This is a genomic window from uncultured Intestinibacter sp. (assembly GCF_902468165.1).
In the GTDB taxonomy this organism is placed as follows: Bacteria; Bacillota; Clostridia; order Peptostreptococcales; family Peptostreptococcaceae; genus Intestinibacter.
Genome location: NZ_CABQXJ010000053.1, coordinates 1 through 20,887 on the forward strand (window position 1 = coordinate 1; position 20,887 = coordinate 20,887).

Genomic DNA, 20,887 nt, shown 5'->3' on the forward strand with positions numbered 1-20,887 from the left:
TATGCTACAACTTCTTTATATATTTAAATATTTTATTAATTCTTCATAACAATCTTTTGCATCATTATATCCTTCATTATAAAGAGCTTCTAATTTTTCTTTATTTTTCTCTGTTCTGCCTATCTTTACTGGATTTTTAGGTCTTATTACAAATACATCTTGGGATTTTTCTAATTCTTCAATAAAATCTAAAGTCTGATTATATACTATATATCTATTTGCCATACTATTTATTAAATTAGGATATTTTTTATATTTAATCTTCATAAATGGTATCAATGATGTTTTTGATTTTCTATATGTTTTGTCTCTAGTTAATATTACTACGTTCTTTTTATTTCCATCATCTATTGATTTTTTGATTGGAATAGAATCTGATATACCTCCATCTAGGTAATAATCATCTTTAATTTTTACATTTTGAGCTAAAAAAGGAAGTGAACTTGAAGCTCTAATATAGATAATATCATTTTTTAAGTCGTTTATTTTTATATATTCAGGTTTACCTGTATTTATATTTGTGATTACACTATAAAAATTAGCATTATTGTTTTTAAATGCGTCATAATCAAATAAATCCAATTGATTCGGTATTATATCATAAAGCATCTCTGCCCCAAATAAATCGCCAGTTTTTATTAAACTTCTAACACTACAGTATCTTTTATCTTGTAAATAATTGACATTTACACGAAATGCTCTTTTATTTTGTTTTGATAAATAACTGCAAAGATGGCATGCTCCTGCAGAAACGCCATAATTATTTGTACAATATAAGTCTTTTTCCATAAAAAAATCAAGTACTCCAGCGGCATAAACACCTCTCATACCGCCTCCTTCTACCACAAGACCTGCTTTAATCACTTCTACCCCTTCTTTCTAATTTATGTATATTTATATATTATAACAAAGATTTTGTATATTACTACCATAGAAGTTTTATTTATTATATGTTATCTTATTTATGGAGGTGGATTATGGATAAAAAATTAGTAGAAGTCGTAGCAGCAGTTATTGAAAATGAAAACAATGAAATATTATGTGCCCTTAGATCCCCTATAATGGTTCTTCCTAATATGTGGGAGTTTCCTGGAGGTAAAATTGAAAAAGGTGAAAGTGAGCATGAGGCTATCGAGCGCGAAATAAAAGAAGAATTAAAATGCTCAGTTAAAGCTACTGAAATCATCGGTAAAAATATACATGAATATGAAAATATCATAGTGAGTTTAACTGCACTAAAATGTATTTTAGTAGAAGGAGAACCTATAGCAGATGAACATTCTAAGTTGATTTATCTAAAAAAAGAAAATTTAAAATCACTTGTTTGGGCCCCTGCAGATATACCACTAGTAGATAAAGTTATAAATTCAAATAAATAAAGGTCAGTTTATTTTAAACTGACCTTTATTTTATCTCTATACATTTAAATTTCTTATAACTAATAAATATCCATCTTCTACTGTTATATTACATTCATCTTCTAACATAACATTTGAAATCCCTAGTGGTGATAAATATGAAACCCTAGCTTTTTTTAGAGGATATTCTAATTTTTCTAAAGTTACATTAATAGCATCTTGCTTAAGCGCTAATATAGAAAGTGTATCCCCTTTTTTTCCTTTTATGACTTTTGTATTATTGTGTATAATAAACATCTCTTCTTCACTAGTCAATATTTTAGGTTCAATATCCATTTCTAATACATAATACATAAGCCCTATGTTAGATAATGCATGGTCTATACGACCGCCTAAAGCTCCAATAAAATGTATTTCTGTAGCATTTAATGTTTTTGCTAAATATATGCATATTTCTGCGTCTGTTTCATCTTTATGAGTTGGAAACTTTTTAAATATTATATTTTTATCTTCATAATATTTTATTAATTTATCATTAATAGAATCCAAATCACCTATAACATAATTCGGTAGTATATCCATTTTGTATAAGTGATTACATCCACCATCTGCACCTATAATATAATCGTAGTTTTGATTTTTAATTATATTTTTTGTTTTATTGTAGTCGTTGATACTTCCATTTAATACTATACAAACTTTCACTTTTAATCACCCTACTTACTAGCATTTTCTCTAAGTGATTTAACAGCTTCGTCTATATCACCTGCATTAAATATAGCAGAACCAGCTACGATTACATTAGCACCAGCATTTACAACTTCAGATATATTTGATGGCTTAACTCCTCCATCTACTTCTATATCTATATCAAGTCCCATTTCATCAATTAATGCTCTTAATTCTTTTATCTTTTTTGTTACTACTGGTATATATGATTGTCCACCAAATCCTGGATTTACAGACATTAAAAGTACCATATCTACATCTTCTAATACGTATTTTATAGTTTCTATCGGTGTAGCAGGATTTAAAGCAACTCCCGCTTTTACTCCATGTGATTTTATATTTTGAATAGTTCTGTGAAGATGTGTACACGCTTCTTGATGAACTACTATTATATCACATCCAGCATCTGCAAATTCTTTTATATAGTTGTCTGGATTTTCTATCATAAGATGTGCATCAAATACCATGTTGACATCTTTTCTTAGCGATTTAACTATAGCCGGTCCTAAAGTTATATTTGGCACAAAATGCCCATCCATAACATCTATATGTAGATATTCACACCCTGCTTTCTCTACTTTTTTTACGTCTTCTAGTAACCTTGCAAAATCCGCTGATAAAATCGATGGTGCTAATTTAATCATATCTAATATCTCCTCTTCCCTTGTCTAATTTCATTTAATAATTGTATATAACTTTCATATCTTTCTTTTGGTATTTCTCCATTTTCGACAGCTTCTTTAACTGCACAATTTGGTTCATTCTGATGTATACATCTTGATCCAAATTTACAATCATCGTAATTGTCAAATTCGATAAAATAGTCTTTTAAGTCTACATCTTCTATATCGTCAAGTGTTAAAGAACTGAACCCTGGAGTATCTGCAACCATACCACCAAACTCTAATTCAAATAATTCAGCATGTCTTGTTGTATGTTTACCTCTTTTTATCTTATCACTGACATCACCAGTTTTTAGCTTAAAGTTCTTATCTATTTCGTTTAATAAACTAGATTTTCCTACTCCTGATGGTCCTGCAAAAACAACTGTATTGTCTTTTAATTCTTCTTTTACTTTGTCGATATTTTTCTTTTCTAAATTACTAACCCCTATAACCTTATATCCACAAGGTTCATAGATATTTTTTATTTTTTCAAAAGTATTGTCATCATCTAAATCTATTTTTGTAAGTATTATTACAATTTCTAAATTTTCTCTCTCTGCAAGAACTATAAATCTATCTAATAAAGATAAATGAGGCGTTGGATTTTTAACAGCAAATACTATTAATGCCTTATTTACATTAGCAATAGGAGGTCTAACAAGTTCTGTTTCTCTCTCTGCTATTTCTTCTACTACACCTTTTTTATTTTCTTCATCTACTACACTTATTTTTACAAAATCTCCAACTAAAGGCGTTATTTTATTTTTTCTAAAAATTCCTCTAGCTCTACATTCATACAGACCATTATCTGTATCTACGTAATAAAAGCCTCCAATACCTTTTATTATCCTACCTTCTATCATTAAAGCCCTCCTAAAATTTTTAATTATTTGGTTTAAATACTCCTAAACCCAATAATCACCTTTTCTTATACTAGCATTTTGTTGAGATTCAGTATTCCCACTACTACCATTATTGTCAGTATTACCACTATCTCCTGGGTTATTTGGGTTATTATTATCTCCTGGATTATCTGTATTACTGTCATTATTATCTCCTGAGTTATCTGAATTATTGTTATCTCCTGAGTTATTTTGATTATTGTCGTCTGGTTTAGTTGTATTATCTTCTGGTTTTTTACCTTTACTTATAACTAAATCAACTGTTGTATTTTGCATTACGCCATTTGTTCCAGAGGAAGGATTTTGCCAAATTACAACTCCTTCTTCATACGAATCGCTGTATTCATAACTTCTAGAACCAACTTTTAAATTATTTGATTCTATAAGTTTTTTAGCTTTTTCATATGACATACCTACACAATTTGGTACAGTTGCAGCCTTTCCACCTAAACTTACAACTACATTTATAGTATCTCCAGTTTGTACTTTTCCCATTTGTGGACTTTGAGATATTATATATCCAGCCTTAACCTCTGTATTGTATTCTTCTGTAGTTTGTATGTTTAATCCTAATTTAGCTGCTTGCTTATTAGCATCATCAATTGATATTCCAACAAAATTAGGCACATCAAAAGATTCTACTTGACCGTTGCTACTTGTATTGTTATTAAGGAAAGCATTTATAGCTAGCTTACCTCCAAATAACGCTACTACAACAACTGCTAAAGCTATAACTCCTATTATTATTTTTTTAGTGTTGTTGCGTTTTTTCTTTTTAGCTTTCTTGCTTACATTATTTTTATTACTTTTTCTTACTGGCTTTTGCTCTTCGTAATAATCTTCTTCATCTTCGTATTCATCTGAATAGTCTTCTAAATCTTCTTCATAATAGTTTCTATTTGTGTTATATCTTTTAGATTTTGCAAGTAATTTATCTTGATCTATTTTTTGAGTCACATAATTGTCGTACTCTTTTATAAAATCTAAATCTATATTTTTTTCTATGTAATCTATATCTTCTATTACTTCTTCTGCACTTTGGTATCTATCTTCAGGAGATTTTTCAGTCATCTTGCTTATTAAAGTTCTTATGCTGTGAGGTATTTTAGTCTTTTCTTCTTGTGTAAATTCAATTTCTTCATTTATATGTTGAAGTGCAATTGAAATTGGACTATCACCTCTAAATGGTACTCTTCCGATTAACATCTCATACAATACTATACCTAGAGAGTATAAGTCTGCATTATTAGCAACTGGCTGACCTTTTGCTTGTTCTGGTGAGAAATAATGCACAGAACCAATTATACTTCCTATATTAGTAATTGTTGAATTTGAAACAGCTTTAGCTATACCAAAGTCCGCAACTTTAACTTGTCTATCTTCATTAGAAATCAATATATTATGAGGTTTTATATCTCTATGAATTACGCCCTTTTTATGAGCAGCGCTCAGTGCTTGAGCTATTTGCTTTGTAATATCAAGAGCAGTATATTCATCTAAAACACCTTCGTTTTTTATTATTTCTTTTAGATTTTGTCCATCTACATATTCCATTACTATATAGTGAACTTTCCCCTCTTGACCTACATCATATACATTCACTATATTAGGATGTGTTATATTAGCAACGGCTTCTGCTTCTCTTTTAAATTTCGCTAAAAAGTCCTTATCATCGACAAACTCTGGCCTCAAAACTTTAACAGCTACAATTCTATTTAAAAGCTTATCTTTTGCTTGATATACAAAAGCCATTCCCCCATCGCCAATTTTCTTAATAATTTGATATCTATTACCTAAAATTGTTTGTTCCACATTATCACCGTCCTAACTTTGCTCAATTAATATAACAGATGTATTATCTTTGCCAGATACATCATTTGCAAATTCTATTAAGTTATTAGTTATTACATTTATATTATCATCACTTGTCAAAATCTCTTCTATCTTTTCATCTAAAACATATCCTGTAAGTCCATCTGTAGCCATTAAAATTTTATCATGAGGCTTTAGCTTTTTTCTAAATATATCTACTATAACCATTTCATCTGTTCCCATAGCTCTAGTTATATGGTTTCTTATTGGATGTGTCATAGCTTCTTCTTCTGATATAATATTCATCCTTACTAAATCTTCTACTACAGAGTGATCTATTGTTATTCGTTTTAGCTCTTCATCTCTCATTATATAACATCTGCTATCACCGACATTGGCTACATACATATCATCGTTATATATTACTACAGTGACAAGAGTCGTCCCCATACCATTAAATGATTCATCTTCTTTGGATTTTTCAAGTATGCTATAATTTACTTGATTGTATGCTTGTTTTATAATGTCATCAAAATAGTCTATTTTTATATTTCCTGATTGAGATAAACTTTCAGATAAAAATTCAATAATGCCATTTACAGCCATTAGACTAGCGACTTCACCTTTATTGTGACCTCCCATGCCGTCAGCCAAGGCAAATATGCCTATTTTTGTTTCATCATCTTTACATATGATTTTTGCATCTACAAAATCTTCGTTATTTTTTCTAACTTTGCCTATATCAGACGCTAAACTAAAAATCATATTGTTACCCCCTTCTCCTACTTGTGTTTTCTTCTCAATTGTCCACATGCTCCACCAATATCAGAACCCATGGAATTTCTTACAGTAGTTGGTATATTATTTTTTTCTAAGGCATCTCTAAATTTATAAATATAAGTTTTATCTGGTCTTTCGAAATCTCTTTCCTCAACTTTATTTATAGGAATTAAATTTACATGACATAACATACCTTTTAATAGTTTACTTATTTCATCAGATTCTGCCTTTGAATCATTTACTCCTTTTATTAAAGAGTATTCAAATGTTACTCTTCTATTAGTTTTATCAATGTAGTTTTGGCACGCTTTTATTAAGTCTTTTACTTTATAAGCTTTAGCCACTGGCATTATTTCTGCCCTTTTATCGTCAAAAGGTGAATGCAGAGATAATGCTAAATTAATAGGTATATTTAAATCCGCCAATTCATACATTTTTGGTATTACTCCACAAGTAGACAGTGTTATATGTCTATATCCTATGTTAAGACCATTTTTATCATTTACAACTTTTAAAAATTGCTTAGTATTTTCAAAGTTATCAAGCGGTTCTCCACTTCCCATAAGGACTAAGTTTGATACTCTTTTTCCTGTATCTTCTTGGATTTTTATTATTTGATCTAAAATCTCCCATGGTTCTAAATTTCTAATAAGTCCATCCATTGTAGATGCACAGAATCTACATCCCATTCTACATCCTACTTGGTTTGATATACATGCTGTAACTCTATCTTCATATTCCATCATTACTGACTCGATTATGTTTCCATCGTTTAGTAGAAATAAGTATTTTTTTGTCTTATCTACTTTAGATTTTAACACTAATTCAATATCTAAGTTACCTATATAAGAAACTTTTTCTAACTTCTCTCTAAGAGATTTAGGAATATTTTTCATATCGTCAAAAGTTTTTGCACCTTTGTATATCCATGAATAAATTTGAGTCCCTCTAAATGGTTTTTCTCCAATTTCTTTCATAAATTCTTTTAATTCTTCTTCAGTAAAGTTTTTTAGAGCTATTTTTTTATTTTCCATGATGCTACCTACCTTACTCTTTTTAATTTAGCTATAAAGAATCCATCCATACCGTGTATGTTTGGATAAATTTTTAGATATCCTTTATCTTCATTTTCTAAATCTATATTTATATTTTCAATCTTTTCAAATTGGAATCTCTTGTTGCTTTGTAAGAAATTCTCAACTACTTCTATATTTTCATCATCTTGTACTGTACAAGTACTATAAATTAAAGTTCCGCCTACTTTTACATACTTAGCTGCATTTTGAAGTATTTGTTTTTGAAGTTTAGGAAGATCTTTTATTTCTTCTTTTTCTTTATATTTTATTTCTGGTTTACGTCTTATTATTCCAAGACCTGAACAAGGAACATCTGCAAGAACATAGTCAAATTTATCGATGCTTTCTTTATCTAAGCTAAGAGCATCAAATAATTCTACATCTACGTTTTTAAGTCCTAAACGATTTACAGAGTTTTGTATTAGTTTTATTTTGTGCTCAAATATATCTCTTGATACTACTTGTCCGCTATTTTCCATAAGAGTCGCTATGTGAGTAGTTTTTCCGCCTGGAGCACTACATACATCTAAAACTTTAGCATCTTTTTGTGGATTTAATATTTTACCGACTAACATAGAGCTTATATCTTGTACTGTAAATAATCCTTTTTTGTATAGTTCGTTGTTTTCTATATTTTTAAGGTTGTTTACTTTTATAGCTTCTTGTATAAAAGGAACTTTTTCACATTGTACATCTTGTTTTTCTAATAATGATATTAATTCATCTCTATTTGTTTTTAAAGTGTTTACTCTTAAGTATAGACTTGGTCTTTCTGCATTTGCTTCTAATAAGTCTTCTGTAAACTCTCTACCAAATTTGCTTATCCAGTTTCTAACTATCCATTTGTTATATGAATATTTAGTTGATAAATTATCTACAGTATCTTTTATTTTAACTTCGCCTATATCTTCTTTTTGTCTTATAACGTTTCTTAAAACTGCATTTACAAATCCAGCAGACCTATTGTCTAGTTTTTTTGTTAAATTTACAGTTTCGTTGACTGCAGCATAATCAGAAACACTGTCTAAGAATAGTATTTGATATATCCCCATTCTAAGAAGTATTTTTACTTTTAGATTTAATTTATTGCTTTTTATTTTTGATAACTTGTCTATTATGTAATCTAGATATATTTTATTTTCAACAACACCATATATAATTTCTGTCGCAAAACCTCTATCTCTGCTATCTAAATCACAATCTTTAAAGTACTTATTTATAGCCATATTTGAGTAATTTTCATTTTTTTCGATGTCAAATAAAACCTTATAAGCTAAATTCCTTGATTTCATAAAAATTTTCTCCTTAATTAAATTAAGGGCGTGTTACATAGCAAATTTATATTTAAATTCCACTTAGTAACATTCCCTTATTATATTACCATATATTAATGCTAATCATCTCTTTGATTCGCAATTGTAATTAATCGTAATAATTGAAGTAATGCAGTAGCTGCTGCTGCCACATAAGTTAATGCAGCTGCATCAAGCACTCTTTTACTTTCTCTTCTTTCATCACGGCTAACTATACCTAAATTTTCTATTTGAATTAATGCTCTGTGAGATGCATTAAATTCAACTGGTAAAGTTATTAATTGGAATACTACTGTAGCTGAAAATAAAAGTATTCCTATTTTTAAAAGAGATGTAGAAGAAGTCATAAATAACCCCAACATTATTAAAATCCAAGATGCACTTGAAGCAAAATTCACAACAGGAACTATAGCCCCTCTTATAGTAAGTGGTGCATAACCTCTCGCATGTTGAATTGCATGACCACATTCATGAGCTGCTACAGCTACAGAAGTTATAGATGTTCCTCTATATACATCCTGTGATAGTCTTAAGACTTTATTTCTAGGGTCATAGTGGTCACTTAAAGTACCTCTTGTCATTTCAATTCTTACATCGTATATTCCATTTGCATTTAAAATTTCTCTTGCTGTTTGTTCTCCAGTATATCCCCTTTGTGTTCTAACCCTAAAATACTTATTTGTAGTTGAACTCACTTTAAATTGAGCGTACATCGTAAGTATTATAGCGGGAATTAGTATTAGGTATGTTGGATCATAATAATATGGATAGTACATAATTAAACACTCCTTGCTTTATTGAAGTACGCTTCCTACTTCTAAAGTATTTCCTTTTATAAACTCTTTTACTTCCATTCTTTTTTTGTTTGGCATTTGTATTTCACTTATTAAGATAACATTATCTTTAGTAGCTACTTTTATACCATCTTGGTCAACTTTTAATATAGTACCAGGCTCTTTTGAGCTCTTTTCATCTAGCACTTTAGTCTTCCAAACTTTCATTTTTTTGTCCATATAGTTAGTATATGCACTTGGCCATGGATTTACTCCCCTTACTAAATTGTGTACTTCTTTAGCAGATTTTGAGAAGTCAACGTGACCTAAATTTTTATCCATTATTGGAGCATAAGAAAACTCATCGTGATTTTGTGGTGTTCTCGGTGCTTTTCCTTCTTTTATTAAGTCTAAAGTTTCGCAAAGCACTTTTGCACCTTCTACTGTCATTTTATCGTGAAGTTCACCAGCTGTAATTTCATCATCTAAAGCAAATTCACTTTGTAAAATTACATCTCCTGTATCAAGCCCTTCATCCATAAACATAGTTGAAACACCTGTTTTTTCTTCTCCATTTATTATTACCCAGTTAATAGGAGCTGCTCCTCTATATTTTGGTAATAATGATACATGCACGTTTATACATCCATGTTTAGGTATTTCTAAAAATTCTTTAGATAGTATTTGACCATATGCTACTACAACTATAACATCTGGATTTAAGTCTTTTATTTCTTTTATAAAAGATTCTTCTTTTGCTTTTACCGGTTGATATACTGGTAAATTATTTTCTATTGCAACTTGTTTAACAGGTGAGAATACTATTTTTTTACCTCTACCAACCTGTTTGTCTGGTTGTGTAACTACACCTATTATATCGTATTTTTTATCTATAAGTTCTTGTAAACACCCACTAGCTATATCAGGTGTTCCCATAAATAATATTTTCAAATAAATCAACTCCTATTTTACTACTTTATCTACATATAATATTCCGTCTAAGTGATCTATTTCGTGACAGAAAGCTCTTGCTAATAATTCTTCCCCTTCAATTTCTATAGTTTCACCAAATCTATTTAAAGCTCTAACTTTTACTCTGTATGGTCTTAATACATCTCCACTTTCTCCAGGAACACTTAAGCAACCTTCATTGTCTAGGTATTCACCTTCTGCTTCTATTATCTCTGGATTTATAAGTTCTATAAGTCCATCTCCTATATCTACTACAACTACTCTTTTTAGTATACCTACTTGTGGTGCCGCAAGACCTACACCATCAGCTTCATACATTGTATCAGCCATATCATCTAATAAGTCTATAAGTCTATCATTTATCTCTTTAACTACTTTAGATTTTTTTCTTAAAACAGGTTCCCCTATTTTCACTATTTGTCTTAATGCCATTTTTCTTCCTCCTACATTTTCCATTAAATTTTATAAATTATAAAATACTATTTGGATTAATATCTATTGATATATTAACCTCTTTGTCGAATACAACATCTCTTTTAGTTATACATATATATTTTATTATACCCTTTAATAAATTAATTTCAATATTATCATCTTTAAATAATATTTGCCATCTATAATTTGAATTTATTTTTGATATTGAACATGGATTTGGACCTAAAATAAATTCAAAATCTTGTATTCCACGCTCTTTTAGTAAATAAACTATATTGTTATAAAGAGTTGTTATATTTTTCTTTACCATAAGTTCATTTTTTCCACTTATAACTACACTGAGCATATTATTAAATGGTGTATAATTAAATAGTTTTCTAATTTTTATTTCATCTTCGTAAAATCCTTCAAAGTCATAGTCGACTATTCTCTTTATAACACTGCTTTGACTGTCATAAGTTTGAAGTATTACTTTTCCTTCTTTTTCAGAACGCCCTGCTCTTCCCGAAACTTGTGTCACAAGTTGGAATGTATTTTCAAAGCTCTTAAAATCTGGGAAATTTAACATCATGTCTGCCGATAATATTCCTACTAATGTTACATGATTAAAGTCAAGACCCTTACTTATCATCTGCGTCCCTATAAGTATATCAGCTTCTCTATTTTGGAATTTATTTAATATATTTTCAAGTTCGTGTTTTTGTGAAGTAGTATCTTTATCAAGTCTTAAAACTCTTACACCTTCAAATATTTGTTTTATCTCTTCTTCGATTTTTTCTGTACCTAGTCCAAATGCCTTTACGTATTTGCTTTCGCACTCTGGACATTTTTGTGGTATAACTTCTTCATACCCACAATAATGGCATTTCCCTATATTTTGTTTTTTGTGGTAGGTAAGTGAGATATCACAGTGTTTACATTTAAAGACATATCCACATTCTCTACATGAAACAAAACTTGAATACCCTCTTCTATTTAAAAATAAAATAACTTGGTTGTTGTTTTTTATTTCTTCTTCAATTTGTAGTTTCAATTTATTACTTAAAAAGCTTCTATTTCCATATTTAAGTTCTTCTTTCATATCTACTACTTCAATTTTTGGAAGAGGTTTATTATTGGCTCTCTTTTTAAGCTCAATAAGCTCGTATTCGCCACTTTTCGCTCTGTAGTACTCTTCTATAGATGGTGTAGCAGAACCTAATACTAAAGTTATATCTCTTTTATTTACTAAGTATCTTCCTACTTCTAGAGTTGAGAACTTTGGATTTTTATCTGATTTATAAGAGCTCTCATGAAACTCATCTACTATAACTACACCTAAACTATTAAATGGTGCAAATATAGCAGATCTTGCTCCTATTAAAATCCTGATATTACCCTTTTTTATTTCTCTAAATACATCGTGTTTTTCACCTTCAGATAGTCTACTGTGAAATACTCCTACGATATCTTTAAATCTATTTTTAAATCTAGCTATAGTCTGTGGTGTTAAAGATATTTCTGGAACTAAAACTATACTGTCAAGACCTTGCTTTAGTGCATAATCTATAATTTCCATATAAACTTCTGTCTTTCCACTTCCTGTTACCCCGTGTATCATATAAGGCTTTTTCTCTTGATTGAACATCTCTGATGTTATTTTTTCTATAGCATGATTTTGTTCTTCGTTTAAAACTACATCCTTATTTTGATAATTAAAGTTTGATTTTGATTTTCTGTAAAAATCTTCGTATTTAAATTCAACTAAGTTTTTTTCTTTTAAAGAATTTATACTAGATTTTGATGCTTTTAATAATTCAATTAAATCATTAATCTCTACATCTTCGTTATTTTTTAAGAACTCTAAAATTTGTTTTTGCTTTTCGCCAAGTCTTATTTTATTTTCTTTTATATAAAACATCATATCCACATAATTCATTTTTAATGACACATAACATATTTTTATTTCATTTTTTATGCTTTTGTATTCCCATTTTAAATCTATTAGTGATTCTTCTTTCATTTTATATAAAAGACTATTTAAATTGTCAGCAACTTTTCTTTTTAAAGTCTTTTTATCTTTTATGTTGTATAATTCTTCATCTTCTGCAACTTGTGTAGAATACTCTATTTTCTTTTCAACTAATTTATCTAGTTTTATACTTCCTTTATTGTCTAAAACCTTTTGAAATACAAATTTCTTGTTATCACTTAGCTGTTCACTTAAATCGTATAATTCATATGCATCAATACCTTTAAGTGATGGGTGTAGTGTTATTAATTTATAATTATTTAGTTTATATCCTTTAGGAATTATTAAATTTATACAATCCATATATGTGCATAAGTATCTATTTTTCATCCAATGAATAAGCTCTAAATCTTCTCTTTTTAATATTGGTCTTTCGTCCAAAATATCATAGATATATTTTGTCTCTACTTTTTCATCATTGTTATGCATTATTCTGAATACATATGCTTCTATAGGTTTGTTTCCTTTTCCAAAGGGTACAAGAATTCTATGCCCCAAGCATATTTCATCTTGTAAAAATTCTGGCACTTTATACGTAAATAGGTTGTCTGTATATTGACTGTTATTTTTAACTATTACTTTTACATACATTTTATTCTCGCACTCCTTTCATTTATCTTCATTACTAAAAGAGGAAATCATATGATTTCCTCTTTATAGTCTATTAAAATTTATATAATTAATTAGTCCTTTTAAAGAGAAGACTTATTGTCTAGTAAAGTTTTAATTTTATCTAAAATTACTGACGCAACTTCTTCCTTAGTCATCATAGGATATTCTTTCATGCTGCCGTCTTTTTCTATGATACTTACGATGTTTGTATCAGTTCCAAATCCAGCTCCACTTTCTTTTAAGTTATTTGCAACTATAAAGTCCATATTCTTTTTAGCAATCTTAGCTTTTGCATTTTCGATTATGTCGTTTGTCTCTGCTGCAAATCCTACTAATATCTTGTCATTTTTAATTTTTCCGATTTCGTAGGCAATATCCTTATTTCTATCTAGTTCTATAACTAAATCTCCATCTTTTTTCTTTATTTTATTATCGCTGTATGTTTTTGGTTTATAGTCTGCAACAGCGGCACTTTTTATAACTGCATCATTTTCATCTAAATTAGATATAACAGCTTGATACATATCTTCTGCTGATGATACACTTATAAATTTCTTTAAATTTGATGGTGGTTTAATGTCTGTTTTACCTGATACTAAAGTAACTTCAGCACCTCTAGCTGCTGCGACTTTAGCTATAGCATAACCCATTTTTCCAGTTGATCTATTTGTAAGATATCTTACAGGGTCTAAACTTTCCATAGTTGGGCCTGCAGTTATCATTATTTTTTTACCTATTAAATCTTGATCATATTTAAGTAGATTTACTACACCTTCAACTATATCTTCTGGTGAAGCAAGTTTTCCACTTCCAATATCCCCACAAGCAAGTCTACCACTTGCTGGTTCAACAAAATTATATCCATATTCTTTTAATGTAGATATATTTCTTTGTATGATTGGATTTTCATACATATTAGTATTCATAGCTGGAGCTATAAGTACCTTTGCTTTTGTAGCAGCTACTGTAGTTGTAAGCATATCGTCACAAATTCCACATGCTATTTTCCCAATTACATTTGCAGTTGCTGGAGCAACTAAAAATAAATCAGCTCTTTTTGCAAGTGATATATGTTCTACATCCCATGTTTTTGGGTCTTGGAACATATCGCTCACTACATAATTTTGACTCATTGTTTGGAAAGTAAGGGGAGCTACAAATTCACATGCACCTTTTGTCATAATAACATGTACATTGGCATTTAATTTTTTTAATCTGCTTACTACATCACAAACTTTATATACTGCAATTCCGCCACTTACTCCTATTACAACAGTTTTTCCTTTTAGCATACTTTTCTCCTTGTTAATTCTATAGGGATTTTAAAATTTATTTGAAATTAGTCTTGTTCTAATTCTTTTTGTTGTTTTTCTTGTTCTAAATGATGTTCTAATTCTTTTTGTTCTATTTCTTCTGGAGTTAATAATCTGTAAGTTATTTTTCCTTCTGCTACTTCTTCAGTTGCTAAACAAACTGGTTTATTTTCACCTTGTTTGTTTTCTACATATAATTCAGAACCGTCTACTATTTCTCTAGCTCTCTTAGCTACAGTCCCAACTAAATAATATCTGTTACTTATTTTTTCTAATACGTCGTTTATTGATGGTTTTACCATTTTATAATTCCTCCTCAAACTTTTTAATTATTGCTTTTTCATATCTGCTAGCTTTATTTTTTTCTGCAACTATTATATCTTCTATAATTTTTGCAGATTCTGTCGTTTTATTATTTTCATTAAATATAAAGTAGTTATAATCTTTTACTTGTTTTATCTCTTCAAGAGAAGTACTAAGTCTTTCGTTTACTTGCTCTTCAGTTTCCGTACCTCTAGTTGTAAGTCTATTTCTTAATTCTTCAAGCGAAGGAGGTAAAACAAATATAAGTACAGCTTCTGGGTACATTTCTTTTACTTGTCTAGCACCTTGCATTTCGATTTCTAAAATAACGTCACTACCTTCTTCTAAGTACTTCATTACAGGCCCTTTTGGTGTTCCATAGAAGTTACTATAAATTTGTGCGTATTCTAAAAACCCACCTTGTCCTATCATCTCGCTGAATTTTTCTTTTGTTAAGAAGAAATAACTTTCTCCATCTACTTCACCTTCTCTAGGAGCTCTAGTAGTAGCTGATACTGAAAGTTTAAACTCAGGATTTCTTTCTAATAGTTCTTTGCAGACAGTTCCCTTGCCTGCTCCTGATGGACCAGAAATAACTAATAATAATCCTTTTTTCTTAATCATTATTATATCTCCCTTTCTATTTTGCTATGTAAATACTATTCTATATTTTGAATTTGCTCTCTGATTTTTTCAAGCTCACTTTTAACTTCAACTACTAAGTTAGTGATATTTATATCAGAAGATTTAGATCCCATAGTATTTATTTCTCTGTTCATTTCTTGGATAAGAAAATCCATTTTTCTACCAACTGAATCATCTTTTACTACTGTATTTTTAAGTTGAGTTATATGAGAATTAAATCTAACTATTTCCTCAGTTATAGAACTTTTATCTGCATATATAGCTACTTCTTGTGCCATTCTATTTTCGTCTATTTCGTTTGGATTTTCTAATAGTTCTTTTATTCTTGTATTTAATTTATCTCTATAATCAGCAACTACTGTATCAGACAATTTTTCTATTTCATTTATATAACCAGATAATATATCACATCTTTGTAGAGTATCTTCTTCTAATTTTTTACCTTCTTGTTGTCTCATATCGACTAGTTTATCTAGAGCTATTTCTAAAGCTTCTTTGAACATAGCCCACATTTCATCTTCGTCTTCTTCTTTTTCCTCAGTTTTTATTATATCTGGAAACTTTGCAACATTCATAACAGATATATCATCTGCTAAAGTATATTTATCTCTAATAGTTTGCAATATATTTATATATTGGTCTGCTAAATTATCATCGAATTTTAAGTTTACATCCTCTGAGCCTATTAAGTCAAGCTTTACATATAAATCAACTCTACCTCTTTTTACAAAATCTTTTATAAAATTTCTAGCTTTATCTTCTAAAAAGTTGATTTTTCTTGGAAGACGCATATTTATATCACAATATCTATGGTTAATAGTTTTACATTCTACTAAAAATTGATAGTTGTCGTTTTTTACTTCTCCTCTTCCAAATCCGGTCATACTAATTGCCATATTATACCTCCAAGTTTCCTTCACATATTTTCACAGCTGGACCTGTCATATATGCAAATCCATCTTCTAAATCGATTTGTACACTTCCTCCTTCAGAAGTTACATTTACACTTTTTCCTACTTTTCCAAGATAGTTACTCACCATTACTGAGGCTGTCATTCCTGTTCCGCATCCAAATGTATATCCACATCCTCTTTCAAAAGTTTTTACTAATATATTTTTATCGTCTATTATTTGTACAAAATTTACATTAGTTTTTTGTGGAAACATCTCGTGATTTTCTATTTCTGCTCCATATTTACAAACTTCATCCATATTTAGCTCATCTACAAAAACAATTGTATGTGGAACGCCCATAAGTATTGATGAAACTGTATATTCTCTATCAAGTACGTTTATTTTTTGTTCTATAAATTTATCTATTTCTGTATTTACAGGAACATCTTTAGCTAAAAAGCTTCCTTTGCCCATATTTACTTTAATAGTTTGTATTTCGTTATCTTTTAAATTTAATTTAACTCTTTTAATGCCATCTAATGTATATACATCAAACTCGTCTTTTTCTATTATTTTATTATCATAAACAAATTTTACAAAACATCTAAGCCCATTGCCACACATAGCAGCTCTAGAACCATCAGAGTTATAATATACCATCTCAATATCTGCAATATCTGAGTTTTTTACTACTAATAGACCATCTGCCCCCACAGAAAATTTTCTATGACATGCACGTCTTGCATAATCTCCATAATCATTATTATCTATATTGTCTTCTCTTCCATCTATTGCAACAAAATCATTTCCTATTCCATGTAATTTCCAAAATCTCATTTTAATTCCCCTTTGATATTTTCTAACATATAATTATACCTTATTTTTATTTAAAAATAAATATTTAGGAAATTTTATCTAGTCCTTTGCCAATATTTACATATAACTTCTTATTTAATATATTCTTTTTTTAATAATTAAATCATCTTTGATAATATAAAATTAATAATAAAAATTTAAATATCCTATCTATATTTTTTTCCAATCATGCTACATAATAATCAATTTATTTATAATTTTTAGTATCTAAAGCTTTCATATAATTCCAAATTAAAGTATATATGCAGTTAGATTTTTTATCTTTATATCTATATTTATTTTATCTTATTTAAATAAATAAGTAAAACAAGTCTAGTAAATATCAATTCATATGTATATAATTATTATGTAAATAACATAATTAAAAAAGACTTAGATAATAATTATAGATTGAGATATATTGTAGTATAGAAAACTGAATATTATCTAACAATGAAAGGAGAAACTATGGCATTAGATGGTTTAGTTGTAAATTCAATCGCCCATGAATTAAATTCGAAATTAGTTGGTGGTAAAATAGATAGAGTTCATCAACCAGAAAATGATGAAATACTTCTTTATGTAAGAAATAACAGAGAAAATTTTAAAGTTGTTCTTAGTTCTAGTTCATCAAATCCTAGAGTTTATATAGCTAATAAATATAATAAAGAAAATCCTCTAAAAGCACCTATGTTTTGTATGTTGCTTAGAAAACATCTTCAAGGAGGTATAATAACTGATATAACTCAAGTTGGTTTTGAAAGAATTATAAAAATAAGTATTGAGTCTTATGATGAATTAAAAGATAAAAGTACTAAAAATATATATGTTGAAATAATGGGTAGACATAGTAATATAATTCTAACTCATGATAAAGATTCAACTATAATAGATTCAATAAAAAGAGTTCCGCCTAGTGTGAGTAGAGCACGTCAAATTCTACCTGCTATGACTTATACTCTTCCTCCTGCACAAGATAAAATAGACCCTGTAAAAGGTTGTTCTATCAAATCTTTTATAAATACTTTAAGAGAATTTGATGGGCCTATTTCTAAAGCAATTTACAGCAAATTTTTAGGAATAAGTCCTACTGTTGCAAAGGAAATATGTTATAGATCAAATATAAAATTTGATGCTAAAGGTGAAGACTTATCTAGAGATGAACTTGCTGACTTATACAGAACATTCTCAGATATATTTACTAAAGTCAAAAACAACGAATTTAATCCTTGTATGATAATAAATGAAAAAGTAGATAAAGTTGTAGACTTTAATTGTATTGATCTAACTTTCTATGAAGGATTTAAATTTATACATGATGAAAGCATATCAAAAATAGTAGAAGACTACTACATCACAAAAGATTTTAAAGATAGAGTTCATCAAAAGACTTCTGACCTTAGAAAAAGTATATCTATAAAATTAGATAGACTTTATAATAAACAAAAGAAACAACAAAAAGAACTTAAACAAGCTGATAATGCAGATATATATAAAGTAAAAGGCGAACTTCTAACTGCATATATATATATGATACAAAAAGGTATGAAAAGCATAGAAGTGGACAACTTCTATGATGAAAACATGGCTAAGATGACAATTGAATTAAATGAAAACCTTACGCCATCAGAAAATACTCAAAAATACTTTAAAAAATACAACAAGCTAAAAACTGCTAAAAAAGAACTTACTGAGCAAATGGCTATAAGTAAAGACGAAATAGAATATTTAGAAAACGTCCTTTTAAGTATTGAAAACTGTGAAAATCTTGAAGATTTAGAAGATATAAAAGAAGAATTAATAAAACTTGGATATGCAAGAGCACCTCGTAAATTTAAGGCTAAAAAGGAAATGGATTTAACTACTAAGCCGAATAAATTTATATCATCTGATGGATTTACAATTTTAGTAGGTAAAAACAACAAGCAAAACGACTACCTTACTTTAAGAATTGCAGACCCTGAAGATATATGGATGCATACAAAAAATATTCCAGGTTCTCACGTTATTATAAAATGTGCAGGAGTTGAAGTTCCAGATAATACATTGCTTGAAGGAGCTATGCTAGCAGCATACTTTAGTAAAGGACGTATGTCTTCACAAGTGCCTGTAGACTATACTATGAAAAAACATGTTAAAAAACCAAGCGGTTCAAAACCGGGAATGGTTATTTATGAAACAAATAACACTATATATGTAACACCAGAAGAAGAAATTGTATCAAAATTAAGAGAAGTTTAAAAAAAAGGAAACTCAGTTTATTTACTGTAGTTTCCTTTTTAATTATATACTTTAAGCTTCTATAATATCTTTTTTATTTTTAAAGCATAAACTTCCTAGATATATAAATGCCCCTCCTATTAACACTGTCATTATTATTGATGATAGTTGTGGCATTGTATAATTAACTGGTGTATCTAGTGGTATATGTAGATAATTTTCATTTAAGTATAATACACATACAGAAAATCCATTATTTAAGAAGTGCATAAATACACTAGTCCAAATTGATTGTGTTACTAATGCAGAGTATGCAAATAATATTCCTAGCATTGCTGTTGGAACTATTCTTATAAAGTTTAGATGCATTATGCCAAATAATATTCCTACTATTATAATAGCCCAAATTTTTGACTTTTTACTTTTCCCTTTAAATGAGCTAAGTAAAAAACCTCTAAATAAAACTTCTTCACATATTGCAGGAATTAAAGCAACTACAACTAAACTTGCGATAAACGAATCCATCATAACACTGCTATTTACAGCTTGTAATACATCTGCCCCTTCTGGAAATAACGAAAGCAAGATTTGTGTCGTTATATTTATTATTAAATATCCACCAAACCATACTATAATACTTCCTAAAATATATCTTATTTTTATCATTCTTAAACTAAAAGTATTTTTTATATCTGCTTTTATATAAATTGCGTAAAGTACTGGTATTAATAAAATCATAACTTCAGTAGCTATAAGTCCTATAGTTCCCCAGTATAATTGCATAAAGCTACCTATATATATAAGGGCTATTAATGATATTGTATAAATCAATGCCCCATCTGTTATGCTCGGCTTTATGCCTTCCTTAAACTCTTTTCTGTTGCCTAAAAAAGAAAAAATTCTTCCATTAAATACTTTTTTCTCACAATTAAATTTTTTTGCAAAAATTACAATCGACAATGTAACAAATATAAATATTCCTATTAATATTAATAAAAGTACTCCTAATCTCAACAATACATAATTTAAATTATTAATAACAATCACTCCTCTCTTTTTATAATTATATACTATTTTTATATTACAATATTATTAAATATAGCTTAGGTAATGATTCTTTTTAATTAAAATTTATATTAGTAATTTTCTAAAAAATAAAGAAAACCTATTTCAGACTTATTATAAGATAAGTATTTTTTCGAAAATTACTAATATAAAT

Annotated in this window: 20 protein-coding genes; 2 read left to right on the forward strand and 18 right to left on the reverse strand. The window is 28.6% G+C overall.

Annotation, left to right across the window (positions count from 1 at the left end; genetic code table 11):
- Window positions 1–15: 15 nt before the first annotated feature.
- Entirely contained in the window at window positions 16–864 is an 849-nt protein-coding gene (locus RDX53_RS09890; protein ID WP_295572450.1) for a patatin family protein, read from the reverse strand.
- Window positions 865–977: 113 nt separating this feature from the next.
- Here RDX53_RS09890 and RDX53_RS09895 point away from each other — a divergent pair, with 113 nt between their 5' ends.
- Complete coding sequence (locus RDX53_RS09895) at window positions 978–1,379, forward strand: (deoxy)nucleoside triphosphate pyrophosphohydrolase (protein ID WP_243269541.1); 402 nt, start codon at window positions 978–980, stop codon at window positions 1,377–1,379.
- 36 nt (window positions 1,380–1,415) lie between these two features.
- Here the strand turns inward: RDX53_RS09895 and RDX53_RS09900 are convergent, their stop codons facing one another.
- From RDX53_RS09900 to dapF, 16 genes are all read right to left on the reverse strand, one after another.
- The gene (locus RDX53_RS09900) at window positions 1,416–2,063 is read right to left on the reverse strand and encodes a thiamine diphosphokinase (RefSeq protein ID WP_195929570.1); all 648 of its coding nucleotides are present in this window, start codon (window positions 2,061–2,063) and stop codon (window positions 1,416–1,418) included.
- Between the two features lie 11 nt (window positions 2,064–2,074).
- Window positions 2,075–2,731, reverse strand: a complete 657-nt coding sequence (gene rpe / locus RDX53_RS09905; protein ID WP_195929569.1) for a ribulose-phosphate 3-epimerase — start codon at window positions 2,729–2,731, stop codon at window positions 2,075–2,077.
- Window positions 2,732–2,733: 2 nt separating this feature from the next.
- Entirely contained in the window at window positions 2,734–3,615 is an 882-nt protein-coding gene (rsgA, locus tag RDX53_RS09910) for a ribosome small subunit-dependent GTPase A (RefSeq protein WP_195929568.1), read from the reverse strand.
- Window positions 3,616–3,657: 42 nt separating this feature from the next.
- Window positions 3,658–5,466, reverse strand: a complete 1,809-nt coding sequence (pknB, locus tag RDX53_RS09915) for a Stk1 family PASTA domain-containing Ser/Thr kinase (RefSeq protein ID WP_195929567.1) — start codon at window positions 5,464–5,466, stop codon at window positions 3,658–3,660.
- A gap of 12 nt (window positions 5,467–5,478) precedes the next feature.
- Window positions 5,479–6,231 (reverse strand): Stp1/IreP family PP2C-type Ser/Thr phosphatase, encoded by a 753-nt coding sequence (locus RDX53_RS09920; protein ID WP_195929566.1) that lies wholly within the window; start codon window positions 6,229–6,231, stop codon window positions 5,479–5,481.
- Window positions 6,232–6,248: 17 nt separating this feature from the next.
- Window positions 6,249–7,280 (reverse strand): 23S rRNA (adenine(2503)-C(2))-methyltransferase RlmN, encoded by a 1,032-nt coding sequence (rlmN, locus tag RDX53_RS09925; RefSeq protein ID WP_195929565.1) that lies wholly within the window; start codon window positions 7,278–7,280, stop codon window positions 6,249–6,251.
- 8 nt (window positions 7,281–7,288) lie between these two features.
- Window positions 7,289–8,614, reverse strand: a complete 1,326-nt coding sequence (gene rsmB, locus RDX53_RS09930) for a 16S rRNA (cytosine(967)-C(5))-methyltransferase RsmB (protein ID WP_195929564.1) — start codon at window positions 8,612–8,614, stop codon at window positions 7,289–7,291.
- Between the two features lie 101 nt (window positions 8,615–8,715).
- Window positions 8,716–9,411 carry a zinc metallopeptidase gene (locus RDX53_RS09935; protein WP_195929563.1) on the reverse strand — a complete coding sequence of 232 codons (696 nt, stop codon included), beginning with the start codon at window positions 9,409–9,411 and terminating at the stop codon, window positions 8,716–8,718.
- Window positions 9,412–9,429: 18 nt separating this feature from the next.
- Window positions 9,430–10,359, reverse strand: coding sequence for a methionyl-tRNA formyltransferase (fmt, locus tag RDX53_RS09940; protein ID WP_195929562.1), 930 nt, complete (start codon window positions 10,357–10,359; stop codon window positions 9,430–9,432).
- Window positions 10,360–10,371: 12 nt separating this feature from the next.
- On the reverse strand, window positions 10,372–10,812 hold the full coding sequence (gene def / locus RDX53_RS09945) for a peptide deformylase (protein ID WP_195929561.1): 441 nt from the start codon (window positions 10,810–10,812) through the stop codon (window positions 10,372–10,374).
- Window positions 10,813–10,849: 37 nt separating this feature from the next.
- Window positions 10,850–13,417, reverse strand: coding sequence for a primosomal protein N' (gene priA / locus RDX53_RS09950; RefSeq protein WP_195929560.1), 2,568 nt, complete (start codon window positions 13,415–13,417; stop codon window positions 10,850–10,852).
- A 101-nt stretch (window positions 13,418–13,518) separates the two neighbouring features.
- On the reverse strand, window positions 13,519–14,730 hold the full coding sequence (gene coaBC / locus RDX53_RS09955) for a bifunctional phosphopantothenoylcysteine decarboxylase/phosphopantothenate--cysteine ligase CoaBC (RefSeq protein WP_195929559.1): 1,212 nt from the start codon (window positions 14,728–14,730) through the stop codon (window positions 13,519–13,521).
- Window positions 14,731–14,777: 47 nt separating this feature from the next.
- Entirely contained in the window at window positions 14,778–15,053 is a 276-nt protein-coding gene (gene rpoZ, locus RDX53_RS09960; RefSeq protein ID WP_195929558.1) for a DNA-directed RNA polymerase subunit omega, read from the reverse strand.
- 1 nt (window position 15,054) lies between these two features.
- Window positions 15,055–15,678 carry a guanylate kinase gene (gmk, locus tag RDX53_RS09965; protein WP_195929557.1) on the reverse strand — a complete coding sequence of 208 codons (624 nt, stop codon included), beginning with the start codon at window positions 15,676–15,678 and terminating at the stop codon, window positions 15,055–15,057.
- A gap of 35 nt (window positions 15,679–15,713) precedes the next feature.
- Window positions 15,714–16,595 (reverse strand): YicC/YloC family endoribonuclease, encoded by an 882-nt coding sequence (locus RDX53_RS09970; protein WP_195929556.1) that lies wholly within the window; start codon window positions 16,593–16,595, stop codon window positions 15,714–15,716.
- A 1-nt stretch (window position 16,596) separates the two neighbouring features.
- On the reverse strand, window positions 16,597–17,430 hold the full coding sequence (dapF, locus tag RDX53_RS09975; RefSeq protein WP_295733091.1) for a diaminopimelate epimerase: 834 nt from the start codon (window positions 17,428–17,430) through the stop codon (window positions 16,597–16,599).
- Between the two features lie 486 nt (window positions 17,431–17,916).
- Between dapF and RDX53_RS09980 the strand changes: the two genes are divergently transcribed.
- Window positions 17,917–19,689: an NFACT RNA binding domain-containing protein gene (locus RDX53_RS09980; protein WP_307994077.1), complete on the forward strand. Its 1,773-nt coding sequence runs from the start codon at window positions 17,917–17,919 to the stop codon at window positions 19,687–19,689.
- A 51-nt stretch (window positions 19,690–19,740) separates the two neighbouring features.
- Here RDX53_RS09980 and RDX53_RS09985 read toward each other — a convergent pair whose 3' ends face one another.
- The gene (locus tag RDX53_RS09985; protein ID WP_307994076.1) at window positions 19,741–20,682 is read right to left on the reverse strand and encodes a type II CAAX endopeptidase family protein; all 942 of its coding nucleotides are present in this window, start codon (window positions 20,680–20,682) and stop codon (window positions 19,741–19,743) included.
- Window positions 20,683–20,887: the final 205 nt, after the last annotated feature.

Excerpts from the sequence above, each read along its gene's own strand:
- RDX53_RS09980 (WP_307994077.1), top strand. The coding sequence starts at position 17,917 with ATGGCATTAGATGGTTTAGTTGTAAATTCAATCGCCCATGAATTAAAT.
- priA (WP_195929560.1), bottom strand. The coding sequence starts at position 13,417 with ATGTATGTAAAAGTAATAGTTAAAAATAACAGTCAATATACAGACAAC.
- rsgA (WP_195929568.1), bottom strand. The coding sequence starts at position 3,615 with ATGATAGAAGGTAGGATAATAAAAGGTATTGGAGGCTTTTATTACGTA.
- rlmN (WP_195929565.1), bottom strand. The coding sequence starts at position 7,280 with ATGGAAAATAAAAAAATAGCTCTAAAAAACTTTACTGAAGAAGAATTA.
- RDX53_RS09935 (WP_195929563.1), bottom strand. The coding sequence starts at position 9,411 with ATGTACTATCCATATTATTATGATCCAACATACCTAATACTAATTCCC.
- gmk (WP_195929557.1), bottom strand. The coding sequence starts at position 15,678 with ATGATTAAGAAAAAAGGATTATTATTAGTTATTTCTGGTCCATCAGGA.
- rpe (WP_195929569.1), bottom strand. The coding sequence starts at position 2,731 with ATGATTAAATTAGCACCATCGATTTTATCAGCGGATTTTGCAAGGTTA.
- RDX53_RS09895 (WP_243269541.1), top strand. The coding sequence starts at position 978 with ATGGATAAAAAATTAGTAGAAGTCGTAGCAGCAGTTATTGAAAATGAA.
- RDX53_RS09920 (WP_195929566.1), bottom strand. The coding sequence starts at position 6,231 with ATGATTTTTAGTTTAGCGTCTGATATAGGCAAAGTTAGAAAAAATAAC.
- coaBC (WP_195929559.1), bottom strand. The coding sequence starts at position 14,730 with ATGCTAAAAGGAAAAACTGTTGTAATAGGAGTAAGTGGCGGAATTGCA.
- rsmB (WP_195929564.1), bottom strand. The coding sequence starts at position 8,614 with ATGAAATCAAGGAATTTAGCTTATAAGGTTTTATTTGACATCGAAAAA.
- def (WP_195929561.1), bottom strand. The coding sequence starts at position 10,812 with ATGGCATTAAGACAAATAGTGAAAATAGGGGAACCTGTTTTAAGAAAA.
- rpoZ (WP_195929558.1), bottom strand. The coding sequence starts at position 15,053 with ATGGTAAAACCATCAATAAACGACGTATTAGAAAAAATAAGTAACAGA.
- RDX53_RS09970 (WP_195929556.1), bottom strand. The coding sequence starts at position 16,595 with ATGGCAATTAGTATGACCGGATTTGGAAGAGGAGAAGTAAAAAACGAC.
- dapF (WP_295733091.1), bottom strand. The coding sequence starts at position 17,430 with ATGAGATTTTGGAAATTACATGGAATAGGAAATGATTTTGTTGCAATA.